This is a genomic window from Nocardioides sp. SYSU D00065 (genome assembly GCF_017916425.1).
GTDB lineage: Bacteria > Actinomycetota > Actinomycetes > Propionibacteriales > Nocardioidaceae > Nocardioides.
On the sequence record NZ_JAFMSX010000002.1, the window covers coordinates 976,817 to 989,576 of the forward strand.

The following is a 12,760-nucleotide window of genomic DNA, read 5'->3' on the forward strand; positions in this document are numbered from 1 at the left end:
CGCAACACCCTCAAACCCATCAGGGAACAACGAAAGGAAGAAGCCGTGGACGGCTCTCTCAACATGCTCGGTTACGGCCTCGCGACCGTCGGTCCGGGCCTCGCTGTCGGTCTGATCTTCGCGGCCTACATCAACGGTGTGGCCCGCCAGCCCGAGGCACAGGGTCGCCTCCAGCCGATCGCCATCCTGGGCTTCGCCCTTGCCGAGGCGCTGGCCATCATCGGCATCGCGCTCGCCTTCGTCCTCTGACGTCGGCCCCGGTCGAAACCCGTCTGATCCGACTAGAAGGACCTGCCCATGCAGACTGACCGCATCGTGGCGGCAGGGAAGCTCAACCCCCTGATCCCGCACCCCGCCGAGATGATCCTCGCGCTGGTCTTCTTCGCCATCCTGGTTCTGCTGGTGAAGAAGTTCATCGTGCCTGCCTTCGAGCAGGCGTTCGCCGAGCGCACCGCTGCGATCGAGGGCGGCCTCGCCGCGGCCGAGACCAAGCAGGCCGAGGCCGACGCCAAGCTGGCCGAGCTGGAGAAGCAGCTCGCCGATGCTCGGCACGAGGCGGCGCGCATCCGCGAGGAGGCGCGCGAGCAGGGAGCCGCCATCGTGGCGGAGATGCGCGAGCAGGCCCAGGCCGAGTCCGCGCGCATCCTCGAGCACGGCAGGACCCAGATCGAGGCGGAGCGCCAGCAGGCGGTCACCTCGCTCCGGGCCGAGGTGGGCGCTCTGGCCACCGGCCTCGCAGGCAGGATCGTCGGCGAGAGCCTCGACGACGAGGTCCGGCAGAGCCGGGTCGTCGAGCGCTTCCTGGCCGACCTCGAGTCCGGTCAGGCTCCGAGCGGGGTCAACTGATGGCCTTCCGTGGAGCGTCCGTCGACGCCGTCGCGTCGTTGTCCGACCACCTGCAGGGGGAGCTTCCGGGCTCCGACGGCACCCACGTCGGCAGCGGCCTGTTCCTCCTGGCCTCGGTGCTGGGGAACGAGGCGGGCCTGCGTCGCGTGCTCACGGATGTCTCGGTGGCCCCCGCCGCCAAGGCGGGCCTGGCCCGCGAGGTGTTCGGCGGCAAGGTCTCCGAGGTCGCCGTCCGGCTGCTCGAGCGAGCAGTCACGCTGCGCTGGGCGGCCACGCGCCACCTCCCGGACGCCCTCGAGCACCTCGGTGTCATCGCCGTGGTCCGCTCGGCGGCGGAGAAGGGGCAGTCGGGCCAGCTGGCCGACGAGCTCTTCGCGTTCGCCCAGACCGTCAAGGGCTCGCCCGAGCTGCGCGACGCACTCGCGGACCCCGCCCGCTCGCTCGACGACAAGCGCACCCTCGTCTCCACGTTGCTGGAGGGCAGGACCCTGCCGGAGACCAGCGCGCTGGCCGTCCAGGCCCTGGCCGGCACGCACCGCACCGTGGTGGTGGCCCTCACCGAGTACCAGAAGGTCGCCGCCGAGGTCCACGGTCGCCACGTCGCCACGGTCCGCGTGGCACAGCCGCTCACCGACACCGAGCGGCAGCGACTGGGCGAGGCGCTGACCCGTCGCACCGGGCGCCCGGTCCACATCAACGTGGTCGTGGAGCCGTCCCTGATCGGCGGCATCCGCGTCGAGATCGGCGACGAGGTCATCGACGGCACCGTGGCCAGCCGGCTCGACGACGTACGACGCCGGCTCGCCAGCTGAGCCGTCACCCGCATACCCCTTTCGAGCAGACGAACAGTAAGGAAGACAAATGACGGAGCTCAACATCCGTCCGGACGAGATCCGTAACGCGCTGCAGCGCTTCGTGTCGGACTACAAGCCCGAGACCGCCAGTCGTGAAGAGGTCGGCACCGTCGTCGAGGCCGGCGACGGCATCGCTCGGGTCTCCGGCCTGCCCTCGTGCATGGCCAACGAGCTGCTCGAGTTCGAGGACGGCACCAAGGGTCTGGCCCAGAACCTCGACACCCGCGAGATCGGTGTCGTCATCCTGGGTGACTTCGCCGGCATCGAGGAGGGGCAGACCGTGCGCCGCACCGGCGAGGTCCTCTCCGTCGCCGTGGGTGACGGCTACCTCGGTCGCGTCGTGGACCCGCTGGGCACGCCCATCGACGGCCTCGGCGAGGTCGAGACCTCCGGTCGCCGCGCCCTGGAGCTGCAGGCTCCCGGCGTGATGGCCCGCAAGTCGGTCCACGAGCCGCTGGCCACCGGCATCAAGGCGATCGACGCCCTGACGCCCGTCGGCCGCGGCCAGCGACAGCTGATCATCGGCGACCGCGCCACCGGCAAGACCACGATCGCGATCGACACGATCATCAACCAGAAGGCCAACTGGGAGTCCGGCGACCCGGACAAGCAGGTCCGCTGCATCTACGTCGCCATCGGTCAGAAGGGCTCGACCATCGCCTCCGTGCGTGGCGCCCTCGAGGAGGCCGGCGCGCTGGAGTACACCACCATCGTGGCCTCCCCGGCGTCCGACTCCGCCGGCTTCAAGTACCTCGCCCCCTACACCGGCTCGGCCATCGGCCAGCACTGGATGTACGAGGGCAAGCACGTCCTGATCGTGTTCGACGACCTGACCAAGCAGGCCGAGGCCTACCGCGCCGTCTCGCTGCTGCTGCGCCGCCCGCCGGGTCGCGAGGCCTACCCGGGTGACGTCTTCTACCTGCACTCCCGGCTGCTCGAGCGCTGCGCGAAGCTGTCCGACGAGATGGGCAGGGGCTCGATGACCGGTCTGCCGATCATCGAGACCAAGGCCAACGACGTCTCGGCGTTCATCCCGACCAACGTCATCTCGATCACCGACGGTCAGATCTTCTTGCAGTCCGACCTGTTCGCGGCCAACCAGCGCCCCGCCATCGACGTGGGTGTCTCGGTCTCGCGGGTCGGCGGCTCGGCGATGACGAAGGCCATGAAGGCGGTCACCGGCTCGCTCAAGGTCGACCTGGCGCAGTTCCGCGCCATGGAGGCGTTCGCGATGTTCGCCTCGGACCTCGACGCGGCCTCGCGCCAGCAGCTCGACCGCGGCCAGCGTCTGATGGCCCTGCTCAAGCAGCCCGCCTACGCCCCCTACCCCGTGGAGGAGATGACCGTCTCCCTGTGGACGGGCACGACGGGCCGCCTCGACCGCGTGCCGACCGAGGACGTGCTGCGCTTCGAGCACGAGTTCCTCGACTACCTGCGCCGCTCGCACGAGGGGATCCTCTCGGGCATCCGCGAGACCCAGAAGTTCGAGGACTCCACCGCCGACCAGCTCGGTCAGGCCTACGAGTCGTTCCTCGACCAGTTCGAGACCTCCGACGGGCAGTCGATCAAGGCTGGCCGCGAGGACGTGGAGGCTCTTCCGGACGAGGACGTCGAGCAGGAGCAGATCGTCAAGCAGAAGCGGGGCTGAGTCGTGGCTCTCTCGGTACGTGAGTACCGCGCGCGGATCAGGTCGACGGAGTCGATGAAGAAGATCACGCGCGCCATGGAGCTCATCGCCGCGTCGCGCATCATCAAGGCGCAGCAGCGGGCTCGCGGCGCCGCGCCGTACGCCCGCGAGCTCACGCGGGCGGTGTCGGCGCTGGCCACCTACTCCAACGTCGACCACCCCCTGACCACCGACCCGGAGAACCCGCGCCGGGCGGCGGTCCTGGTGGTCACGAGCGACCGCGGTCTGGCCGGTGCCTACTCCTCGAGCGTGCTCAAGGAGGCGGAGCGGCTCGTCGAGAAGCTCAAGCAGGAGGGCAAGGAGGTCGACCTCTACGTCACCGGACGCAAGGCGGAGGCCTACTACAAGTTCCGTGACCGTGCGGTCGTGCGCGCCTGGACCGGCTTCTCGGACCAGCCGACCTACGACGTGGCCGCCGACATCGGGAGCACCCTGATCGAGGCGTTCCTCGGCGACGTCGACGAGCCCGCCGAGGAGGGCCGGGTGCCCGCGGTCGACGAGGTGCACGTGGTCTTCACGCGGTTCCGCTCGATGCTGACCCAGGAGCCGACCGCCATCCGCATGCTCCCGCTCGAGGTCGTGGAGGGCACCGACGCCCCCGGCGACAACGAGCTGCTGCCCCTCTACGAGTTCGAGCCGTCGGCCGAGGAGGTCCTCGACGCCCTCCTGCCGCGCTACGTCCAGAGCAGGATCTTCTTCTGCCTGCTCCAGGCAGCGGCGTCCGAGCTGGCGGCCCGGCAGAAGGCGATGAAGTCGGCCACCGACAACGCCGACGAGCTCATCAAGAAGTACAAGCGAATTGCCAACCAGGCTCGTCAGGCTGGCATTACCCAGGAAATCAGCGAGATCGTCGGTGGCGTCAACGCCCTCGCCGACGCCAACGCCGGGAATGAGTGAGAGAGACATGACTGCCACTGTTGAAGAGACGAACACGGCGGGCGGCACGGCCAGCTCCGGCCGGATCTCCCGCGTCATCGGCCCGGTCGTGGACATCGAGTTCCCGACCGACGCCATGCCCGAGATCTACAACGCCCTGAAGGTCACCTTCGACCTCAACGGCGAGTCCCAGACGATCACGCTCGAGGTCGCCCAGCACATCGGCGACGGCATGGTCCGTGCGATCTCGATGAAGCCGACCGACGGTCTGGTCCGCGGCGCGCAGGTCATCGACACCGGTGAGCCGATCACCGTCCCCGTCGGCGACGTGACGCTGGGCCGGGTGTTCAACACCACGGGTGAGTGCCTCAACCTGGCCGAGGGCGAGACCCTCGACATCACCGAGCGCTGGGGCATCCACCGCAAGGCGCCCGCCTTCGACCAGCTGCAGTCCAAGACGCAGATGTTCGAGACGGGCATCAAGGTCATCGACCTGCTCACCCCCTACGTGCAGGGCGGCAAGATCGGCCTGTTCGGCGGGGCGGGCGTGGGCAAGACCGTGCTGATCCAGGAGATGATCGCGCGAGTCGCCAAAGACCACGGCGGTGTGTCGGTCTTCGCCGGCGTCGGCGAGCGGACCCGTGAGGGCAACGACCTCATCGTCGAGATGGAGGAGGCCGGCGTCATCGGCCAGACCGCCCTCGTGTTCGGCCAGATGGACGAGCCGCCGGGCACGCGTCTGCGCGTCGCGCTCTCCGCGCTGACCATGGCGGAGTACTTCCGCGACGTGCAGCAGCAGGACGTGCTGCTGTTCATCGACAACATCTTCCGCTTCACCCAGGCCGGCTCCGAGGTCTCCACCCTCCTCGGTCGCATGCCCTCGGCCGTGGGCTACCAGCCCAACCTGGCCGACGAGATGGGTCAGCTGCAGGAGCGCATCACCTCCACGCGCGGTCACTCGATCACCTCGATGCAGGCGATCTACGTCCCCGCCGACGACTACACCGACCCCGCGCCGGCCACGACGTTCGCCCACCTGGACGCCACCACCGAGCTCTCGCGCGAGATCGCGTCGCTGGGCATCTACCCTGCCGTGGACCCGCTGACCTCGACCTCGCGCATCCTCGACCCGCAGTACATCGGTGACGAGCACTACCGCTGCGCGATCCGGATCAAGCAGATCCTCCAGCGCAACAAGGAGCTCCAGGACATCATCGCGATCCTCGGTGTCGACGAGCTGTCGGAGGAGGACAAGATCATCGTCTCGCGGGCGCGCCGCATCCAGCGGTTCCTCTCGCAGAACACCTACGTCGCCAAGCAGTTCACCGGCATCGAGGGCTCGACCGTGCCGGTGGCCGACACCATCGAGGCGTTCAACAAGATCGCCGACGGCGAGTACGACCACGTGGCCGAGCAGGCCTTCTTCATGTGCGGCGGTCTGGACGACGTCGAGCAGAAGTGGGCCGAGATCCAGAAGAGCCTCTGATGGCCTCGTCCACCGACAGCGTGCTCCAGGTCGAGCTGGTCGCTGCCGACCGGCTCGTCTGGTCGGGACAGGCCTCCATGGTCATCGCCCGCACCACCGAGGGCGACGTCGGCATCCTGCCGAACCACTCGCCGCTGCTGTCCTCGATCATCGAGGGCGTGGTCGACGTGCAGACCGTGGAGGGCGAGACCTGGGTCGCCGCCGTCGACGCGGGCTTCTTGTCGGTCGCCGACAACCGCGTCTCGATCCTCTCCGAGCGAGCCGAGATGTCGCACGAGATCGATCTGGAGAAGGCGCGGCAAGAGCTCGAGCGGGCACGCAGCTCGGGCGAGAACGACGATGCGGCCAACGAGGCCGTACGTCGCGCCGAGGCTCGCGTCCGCGCTGTCGAGCGGGCCTCCTGACAGGTCCCTCCGCACGACCGCTAGGGTGAGCGCACGAACCTCCGGGTTCGTGCGCTCATCTTGTTTCTCGTTCTGGTCGGGCCGCCTCCCGGGCGGTCGAAGGGAAGTGTGGATGCCGGTCTGGGAATGGGTGCTCGACGTCGTCGGGCTGATCCTGCTCCTCGCCCTGCTCTACGGCATCTCCCTGATCGTCCGGCGCCGCCTGCTCGCGCGCCACGGTGGCACCTTCGAGCTCAGCTATCGCGCGCACTCCGAGCGGCCGGGCAGGGGATGGCTGCTCGGCATCGGCCGCTACTCCGGTCAGTCGCTGGAGTGGTTCCGGATCTTCTCCCTCTCGCCGCGGCCCAAGCGGGTCTGGGACCGCGACCTCCTCGAGTACTCCGGACGCCGCGCGCCGGCAGGAGCCGAGGAGCTGTCGCTCTACGCGGGTCACGTCGTCGTGTCGTGCCACTACGGCGGCGAGCCGCTCGAGATCGCGATGAGCGAGGCCTCGCTCACCGGGTTCCAGTCCTGGCTGGAGTCCGGACCACCCGGCACCGACTGGAACCGTCGCTGAGGCGACGCTCAGGCGGGCCCGGTCGAGTCGCCGACCCGCAGCTCGACGGGGAGCACGACGTCGTCGACGTCCGCACCGCTGATCCGGGCGAGCACCGCCTCGGCGGTGGCACGGCCCTTGGCCACGAGTGGCTGGACCACCGTGGTGAGGGATAGGTCCAGCCACGGGGTCGCCACTCCGTCGAAGCCGGCGACGCTGAGGTCCGAGGGGACGTCGAGGCCGCGGCGCCGGGCCTCGAGGACCACGCCGGCAGCCTGTACGTCGCTCTGGCACACGATCGCCGTGACCCCGGGGTCGGCGGACAGGAAGTCTGCCGCGAGGCGCTGCGCCTCGGCCAGGTCGCTGGCGCACGCGCCGACCACGGAGGCCCGGGGGAACACCTCCCGCAGGCCGGCCTCGCGCTCGCGCTGCGGGTGGGACGCCTCGAGCGTCAGCGTCGCCACCCGCCGGTGACCCAGGTCGTGCAGGTGCGCGGCGAGCGCTGCTGCGCCGCCGCGATGGTCGATGTCGATGAAGGTGGTGCCGGGCCACGAGGGTCCCTCGACCACGACCAGCGGCACCTCCCGGGCGACGAGCTCCCCGTAGGGGCCCCAGTCGTCGCGGCCGCAGATGTCGTAGATCACGGCGTCGAGCGGGAGCCGTGCGTGCTCCTCGTCGTCTCCCATCAGCAGCAGCCCGAGTCCCGCGGCGCCGAGCACCTCCGACACGGCGTCGAGCATCGGCAGGGCGGCGGGGTCCCGGAAGGCGGTGCTGAGCTGCCCCACCGCTATCCCGACGACTCCGCTGCGGCCTCGCCGCAGGCTGCGACCGAGCGGGTTGGGGCCGGTCCAGCCCAGCGACGCGGCCGCTGAGAGCACCCGCTCGCGGGTGGCCTCGGACACCGGCTTGTTGCCCGAGAAGGTGAGCGACGCGGTCGACAGCGAGACGCCGGCGGCGGCGGCGACATCGGCCAGCGTCGGGGCGCGTGTTGGACCCGGCACGCGCCTCAGGCTAGCATCGGACCCGTCGTATCGAAACGTTTCGCCACCTCAGTCGCAGGAGAGCCGTGTCCACGCTGATCGCCGCCCGCAACGCCGTCGGGCTCACCTTCTTCCTCAACGGCCTGGTCTTCGCCAGCTGGGTCGCGCGGATCCCGGAGGTGCGCTCGAGCTTCGAGCTCAGCAACGGCCGGCTCGGCCTGGTGCTGCTCGCGATCGCGGTGGGCTCCGTCCTCGCGCTGCCCACGACGGGCGCCGTGATCCAGGCGTGGGGCACCGTGCGGGTCGTGCGGCTGGGGGCTGCGGCTGCGACCCTCGGCATGGTGACCGCGGCCCTCGGCCTGGGTGAGGTCCTGCCCGTGACCGTCGTCGGACTGTTCGTCTACGGCCTCGGCATCGGGGTGTGGGACGTGGCGATGAACGTCGAGGGGGCCGAGGTCGAGCGCGGGCTCGAGCGCACGATCATGCCCCGCTTCCACGCCGGCTTCAGCGCCGGAACGGTGGTCGGCGCCCTGCTCGGCGCGCTCCTGGTCGAGCTGTCCGTCCCCGCCGCGGTCCACCTCGTGGGCGTTGTCGTGGTCTCGTTGGCACTCGTGTGGCGGTCCTCCCCGTCGTTCCTGCCCGTCGTCGAGCAGTCGCAGGAGCAGCGGGTGTCGGCCGCTCGGGCGTGGCTCGAGCCGCGCACGCTGCTGATCGGCGTGATGGTGCTGGCGCTGGCGATGACCGAGGGCACCGCCAACGACTGGCTGGCCGTCGCCCTCGTCGACGGGCACGACGTCACACATGCGGTCGGGGTCGCCGGGTTCGCCGTCTTCGTGCTCGCGATGACGCTCGGGCGGTTCGCCGGCACCGGTCTGATCGATCGCTTCGGTCGTGTCGTCGTGCTGTGGGGCACGATGGCGCTCGCCGGCGCCGGAGTGCTGCTCATCGTCTTCGCCGAGCAGCCGGTCCTCGTGGTCCTCGGCATCGTGCTGTGGGGTGTGGGCGCCTCGCTCGGCTTCCCGGTCGGCATGAGCGCCGCGGCCGACGACCCGGTCCGCGCCGCCTCGCGGGTCAGCGTCGTCTCGACGATCGGCTACGCGGCGTTCCTCGCGGGCCCGCCGTTCCTCGGCTTCGTCGGCGACGAGGTCGGCACTTTGAAGGCGCTCCTCGTCGTCGCCGTGCTGCTGATGCCCGCGGCGCTCGTCGTGCCCTCGGCCCGCGAGCACCGCGAGAACCAGGTCACTGCTCGAACAGCCTCCTGACGTCGTCCGCGGTGATGCCGGTGGCCGTCGCGCCGCCTCCGTCGACGACCTTGGCGAAGAGGTCGGCCTTGCGTGCCTTGAGCGCCATGACCTTCTCCTCGATGGTGTCGGTGGCGACCAGCCGATAGACGTGCACGTGCTCGGTCTGGCCGATGCGGTGCGCCCGGTCGACCGCCTGCGCCTCCGCGGCCGGGTTCCACCACGGGTCGAGCAGGAAGACGTAGTCCGCCTCCGTGAGCGTCAAGCCGGTCCCGCCGGCCTTGAGACTGATGAGGAAGACGGGGGCCTCTCCGCGCCGGAAGGCCTCGATGACCGCCTCCCGGTCGCCGGTGCTGCCGTCGAGATAGACGGTCGCGACCCCCTCGGCGGTGAGCCGCTCCCGCACCCGGCGCAGGAAGGAGGTGAAGGTGCTGAAGACCAGGGAGCGGTGTCCCTCGGCGGTGATCTCCGTCAGGCGCTCGGCCAGCAGGTCGGTCTTCGCCGAGCCGACGTGCTCGTGCTCGGAGTCGACCAGTGCGGGGTCCAGCGCGAGCTGGCGCAGCCGGGTCAGGGCGGAGAAGATCGCCACCCGGTTGCGCCCGAAGTCCTCAACGAGGCCCAGGATCTTCTGCCGCTCCCTGGCCAGGTGGGTGTCGTAGATCCGGCGGTGCCGCGGCTCGAGGTCGACCTCGAGCACCTGCTCCTGCTTCGGCGGCAGCTCGGCCGCCACCCGCTCCTTGGTCCGGCGCAGCACGAACGGGCGGATGCGGGTGCGGAACCGCGCGAGCGCCGCCTCGTCGCCGTCCTTCTCGACGGGCCCGACGACCACCTCCCGGAAGCGGCGCGAGGACGGGTAGAGCCCGGGCGCGGTGAGGGACAGCAGCGCCCACAGCTCCATCAACCGGTTCTCGAACGGCGTGCCTGTGACGGCCAGGCGGAACGGCGCCTCGACGGCGCGCGCGGCGGCGTAGGTCTTGCCGCGGTGGTTCTTCACCTGCTGCGCCTCGTCGAGGATCAGCCCGCTCCAGTGCCGCGCCGTGAACTGCTCGCGCTCGAGTCGCAGCATGGCGTACGTCGTCACCACCAGGTCGTGGGACTCCGCGATCGCCGCCACGTCGTCGGTGCGGCGGCGTACGACGCCCACGCGCAGCCCCGGCGCGTGCAGGCCGGCCTGTTGGCGCCAGGCGGTCACCACGCTGGTCGGCGCCACGACGAGGAAGGGGGAGCCGACACCCCCCGCCACGGCGTGCTGCACCAGCGCCAGGACCTGCAGCGTCTTGCCCAGGCCCATGTCGTCGGCCAGCACGCCGCCCAGCCCGTGCTGGTGGAGGAAGGCGAGCCAGTGGAATCCCTCCAGCTGGTAGGGGCGCAGGGCCGTGCTCAGCCCGACCGGCTCGGGCTGCGGCACCTCCGTCAGGTCGCGCAGGGCGGCGGCGCGCTCCACCCAGGCGGCGGCGCGCGAGTCCACGGAGCCCAGGTCGGCGAGCTCGGTCCACACGCCCAGGTCGGTGGCACCGACGCTCAGGTGTCCGTCGTCGGCCTCGCGCAGCTGCGCGGCCAGCGCCACCACCTCGTGGAGCCGGGCGAGCTCGGGGCGGTCGAGGGAGACGAAGGTGCCGCTGGGCAGGACCAGGTAGTCCTCGCCCAGCGTCAGCGCCGCCAGCACCTCGGGCAGCGACACCTCCTCGCCGTCCACGCTCAGCCGCACCTCGAGGTCGAGCCAGTCCGTGTGGTCCGGCTGGGCCTCGGCCAGGGTGAACACGATCTCCGGGTCGTTCGTCGACTCCCGGAAGTCGGGTGGCTCGTGCTCGTCCACCTCGACGTCTGCCAGAGTCCGCAGGTGAGGCAGGTCGTGCAGGGCCAGGGCCAGGGCGTCACCTCCCGCGACGGACGTCGCCGCGACCAGGTGGTCGGGCACCGTGCCGCGGATCGCCCGCTCGGCGTCGAGGTCGCGGGCTCCGCCCAGCGGATCGCTGGAGGTGAGTGCGCACCGTCGCTCGCCGTAGACCCACTGCCAGGCGAGATCCGCACGGGTCGAGGAGCGCCAGTCGATCCGGAGGGCCAGCACCGGGCGTGGGGGAGCGGGCACGTCCACCGATCCGTCGGAGGACTCGACGCGCAGCGCGCCCGCCAGCGGGGCGAGGACCTCCAAGAACGCCTCGAGGTCGTCGGCGCCGGCCACCACGGGCGGCCCCAGCAGCAGGTCGGCGACCGCGTCCCGGACGGGCTCGGCGACCTCTGCGAGGACGACGTCATCGCCGTCGAGCAGGGCGACCGAGGTGGCGGGTCGCCCGAGCGGCACCACCGTGGGGCCGCGCCAGCGCCGCTCCCCGAGCTGGACGGACACCTCCAGGGTCGCCGTGTCGTCCGCCCGGGTCAGGTCCGCGACCAGCCGCGCCGGATCGGCGGCCAGGCTCACCGTGGCGAGACCGGGTCCGGGTAGCAGGGTGACGCCGGCCGCCACGGCGGCGCGGAGCGCCGGCACGAGGTGGTCGCCGTAGTCCTCGAGCGCCGGCGCCGCTCCGGCCACGAGGTAGACGTGGCGGGAGGCGAGTCCGCGATGGAGGGCCTGCAGGGCCTCCACCTGCGCGGGCACGAACCGCGACTTCGCGACGGGCGCGGCGAGGTCGCTCCACTCGGCGCCGCTGCGTGCCCACCCGCGGCGGGCTCCGGGCCGCATCGGCCGCATCGAGAGGTCGCCGGCCGCGCTGCGCGACCAGCGGCTCGCGGCCCTGCGTGACACCTCCAGTGCCAGGGGCTGACCTGTCAGCGTGGAGCGGGCGCGCGACTCGAGATCGGTGCTCAGTGCCGCCAGCCGCTGGCGCCACGCGGGCTCGGCCGCCGTCGGCGCGGGCGCGCCGCGCAGGCGAAGGGCCACGGCCGCCCCGTGCTTGCACATCCGGCCGACGGGGCACGAGCAGGCGCTGAACACCCAGTCGGCCGACGGGTCCACCTCCGCGTGGAGCTGCACGCGGTAGGCCTCCGGGGCGCTCCCGCGGACGGCCGCAGTGGCGGTCAGGCTGGCGGACGTCTCGTGCACGACGTGGAGCTCCTCGACCGCGTCGAGGTAGTCGCGCGCGCGGGCCAACGCACCGAGGTCGAAGAACCCGGCCAGGTAGGCGTCGGTCAGCGCGTCGCGGATGTCCATGGTCCGACCATCGTGTCACCGTGCGGCGACAACCGGCCGGCGCTCTCCACAGCGCTACGTCGCGCCTGCCCGGCCGCGTGCGGCGAGCGAGCGGATGGGACTCAGCGCTCGCCGCCCGGCACCCACAGCAGGTCGCCGTTCTCCCGGTTCGCGTGCCGCGCCAGGATGAAGAGGAGGTCGGAGAGACGATTGAGGTAGGTGAGCGCGAGCAGGTTCATGGAGTCCTCGTGCTCGGCCCAGGCGGCCCATCCGGCCCGCTCGGCACGGCGTACGACGGTGCGCGCCACGTGCAGGTGCGCAGCAGCGACGGTGCCGCCGTTGAGGATGAACGACCGCAGGGCCGGCAGGTCCTCGTTGTAGTGGTCGCACCAGCCCTCGAGCCGGTCGACGTAGTCCTGCTCGACGCGCAGCGGCGGGTGCTCGGGGTCGGGCACGACCGGCGTCGAGAGGTCGGCGCCGACGTCGAAGAGGTCGTTCTGCACGTGGGTGAGCACCGCGACGACGTCGTCGTCCAGCCCGCCGTGCGCCAGCGCGACGCCGATGTGGGCGTTGCCCTCGTCGACGCAGGCGTACGCCTCGAGGCGCAGGTCGGTCTTCGACGTCTCGCTCATGTCGCCGAGCCGGGTGCGGCCGGCGTCGCCCGTACGGGTGTAGATGCGCGTCAGGTTGACCATGCGGCGGAGCCTAACGGGCGGGACTCGCC

Annotated in this window: 12 protein-coding genes; 9 read left to right on the forward strand and 3 right to left on the reverse strand. The window is 71.2% G+C overall.

Annotated features, from left to right (window positions below):
• Nucleotides 1-63: 63 nt before the first annotated feature.
• The 8 genes from J3P41_RS12770 (at nucleotide 64) to J3P41_RS12805 (ending at nucleotide 6,709) form a co-directional block, all read left to right on the forward strand.
• Nucleotides 64-249 carry an ATP synthase F0 subunit C gene (locus tag J3P41_RS12770; RefSeq protein ID WP_101524918.1) on the forward strand — a complete coding sequence of 62 codons (186 nt, stop codon included), beginning with the start codon at nucleotides 64-66 and terminating at the stop codon, nucleotides 247-249.
• A 48-nt stretch (nucleotides 250-297) separates the two neighbouring features.
• Nucleotides 298-846 carry a F0F1 ATP synthase subunit B gene (locus J3P41_RS12775; RefSeq protein ID WP_210650658.1) on the forward strand — a complete coding sequence of 183 codons (549 nt, stop codon included), beginning with the start codon at nucleotides 298-300 and terminating at the stop codon, nucleotides 844-846.
• A complete protein-coding gene (locus J3P41_RS12780; protein WP_210650659.1) occupies nucleotides 846-1,658 on the forward strand; it encodes a F0F1 ATP synthase subunit delta in 813 nt (270 codons plus the stop codon). The genes J3P41_RS12775 and J3P41_RS12780 overlap by 1 nt, the downstream gene beginning before the upstream one ends.
• 49 nt (nucleotides 1,659-1,707) lie before the next feature.
• Nucleotides 1,708-3,348 (forward strand): F0F1 ATP synthase subunit alpha, encoded by a 1,641-nt coding sequence (gene atpA / locus J3P41_RS12785; protein ID WP_210650662.1) that lies wholly within the window; start codon nucleotides 1,708-1,710, stop codon nucleotides 3,346-3,348.
• Between the two features lie 3 nt (nucleotides 3,349-3,351).
• On the forward strand, nucleotides 3,352-4,284 hold the full coding sequence (locus J3P41_RS12790) for a F0F1 ATP synthase subunit gamma (protein WP_210650664.1): 933 nt from the start codon (nucleotides 3,352-3,354) through the stop codon (nucleotides 4,282-4,284).
• On the forward strand, nucleotides 4,277-5,749 hold the full coding sequence (gene atpD / locus J3P41_RS12795) for a F0F1 ATP synthase subunit beta (RefSeq protein ID WP_374192881.1): 1,473 nt from the start codon (nucleotides 4,277-4,279) through the stop codon (nucleotides 5,747-5,749). Before J3P41_RS12790 ends, atpD begins: the two co-directional genes overlap by 8 nt.
• The gene (locus J3P41_RS12800) at nucleotides 5,749-6,153 is read left to right on the forward strand and encodes a F0F1 ATP synthase subunit epsilon (RefSeq protein WP_210650668.1); all 405 of its coding nucleotides are present in this window, start codon (nucleotides 5,749-5,751) and stop codon (nucleotides 6,151-6,153) included. The genes atpD and J3P41_RS12800 overlap by 1 nt, the downstream gene beginning before the upstream one ends.
• Before the next feature lie 112 nt (nucleotides 6,154-6,265).
• On the forward strand, nucleotides 6,266-6,709 hold the full coding sequence (locus J3P41_RS12805) for a DUF2550 domain-containing protein (protein ID WP_210650670.1): 444 nt from the start codon (nucleotides 6,266-6,268) through the stop codon (nucleotides 6,707-6,709).
• An 8-nt stretch (nucleotides 6,710-6,717) separates the two neighbouring features.
• Here J3P41_RS12805 and J3P41_RS12810 read toward each other — a convergent pair whose 3' ends face one another.
• On the reverse strand, nucleotides 6,718-7,689 hold the full coding sequence (locus J3P41_RS12810; protein ID WP_210650671.1) for a LacI family DNA-binding transcriptional regulator: 972 nt from the start codon (nucleotides 7,687-7,689) through the stop codon (nucleotides 6,718-6,720).
• Between the two features lie 65 nt (nucleotides 7,690-7,754).
• Here J3P41_RS12810 and J3P41_RS12815 point away from each other — a divergent pair, with 65 nt between their 5' ends.
• The gene (locus J3P41_RS12815) at nucleotides 7,755-8,930 is read left to right on the forward strand and encodes an MFS transporter (protein WP_210650672.1); all 1,176 of its coding nucleotides are present in this window, start codon (nucleotides 7,755-7,757) and stop codon (nucleotides 8,928-8,930) included.
• Here J3P41_RS12815 and J3P41_RS12820 read toward each other — a convergent pair.
• Complete coding sequence (locus tag J3P41_RS12820) at nucleotides 8,908-12,057, reverse strand: DEAD/DEAH box helicase (RefSeq protein ID WP_210650674.1); 3,150 nt, start codon at nucleotides 12,055-12,057, stop codon at nucleotides 8,908-8,910. The genes J3P41_RS12815 and J3P41_RS12820 overlap by 23 nt on opposite strands.
• A gap of 101 nt (nucleotides 12,058-12,158) precedes the next feature.
• Complete coding sequence (locus J3P41_RS12825; protein ID WP_210650675.1) at nucleotides 12,159-12,731, reverse strand: cob(I)yrinic acid a,c-diamide adenosyltransferase; 573 nt, start codon at nucleotides 12,729-12,731, stop codon at nucleotides 12,159-12,161.
• Between the last annotated feature and the right edge of the window lie 29 nt (nucleotides 12,732-12,760).

Bases quoted from the DNA above. Each gene is read 5' to 3' on its own strand.
- J3P41_RS12770 (WP_101524918.1), top strand. From the start codon at position 64: ATGCTCGGTTACGGCCTCGCGACCGTCGGTCCGGGCCTCGCTGTCGGT.
- J3P41_RS12775 (WP_210650658.1), top strand. From the start codon at position 298: ATGCAGACTGACCGCATCGTGGCGGCAGGGAAGCTCAACCCCCTGATC.
- J3P41_RS12780 (WP_210650659.1), top strand. From the start codon at position 846: ATGGCCTTCCGTGGAGCGTCCGTCGACGCCGTCGCGTCGTTGTCCGAC.
- atpA (WP_210650662.1), top strand. From the start codon at position 1,708: ATGACGGAGCTCAACATCCGTCCGGACGAGATCCGTAACGCGCTGCAG.
- atpD (WP_374192881.1), top strand. From the start codon at position 4,277: ATGAGTGAGAGAGACATGACTGCCACTGTTGAAGAGACGAACACGGCG.
- J3P41_RS12800 (WP_210650668.1), top strand. From the start codon at position 5,749: ATGGCCTCGTCCACCGACAGCGTGCTCCAGGTCGAGCTGGTCGCTGCC.
- J3P41_RS12805 (WP_210650670.1), top strand. From the start codon at position 6,266: ATGCCGGTCTGGGAATGGGTGCTCGACGTCGTCGGGCTGATCCTGCTC.
- J3P41_RS12820 (WP_210650674.1), bottom strand. From the start codon at position 12,057: ATGGACATCCGCGACGCGCTGACCGACGCCTACCTGGCCGGGTTCTTC.
- J3P41_RS12825 (WP_210650675.1), bottom strand. From the start codon at position 12,731: ATGGTCAACCTGACGCGCATCTACACCCGTACGGGCGACGCCGGCCGC.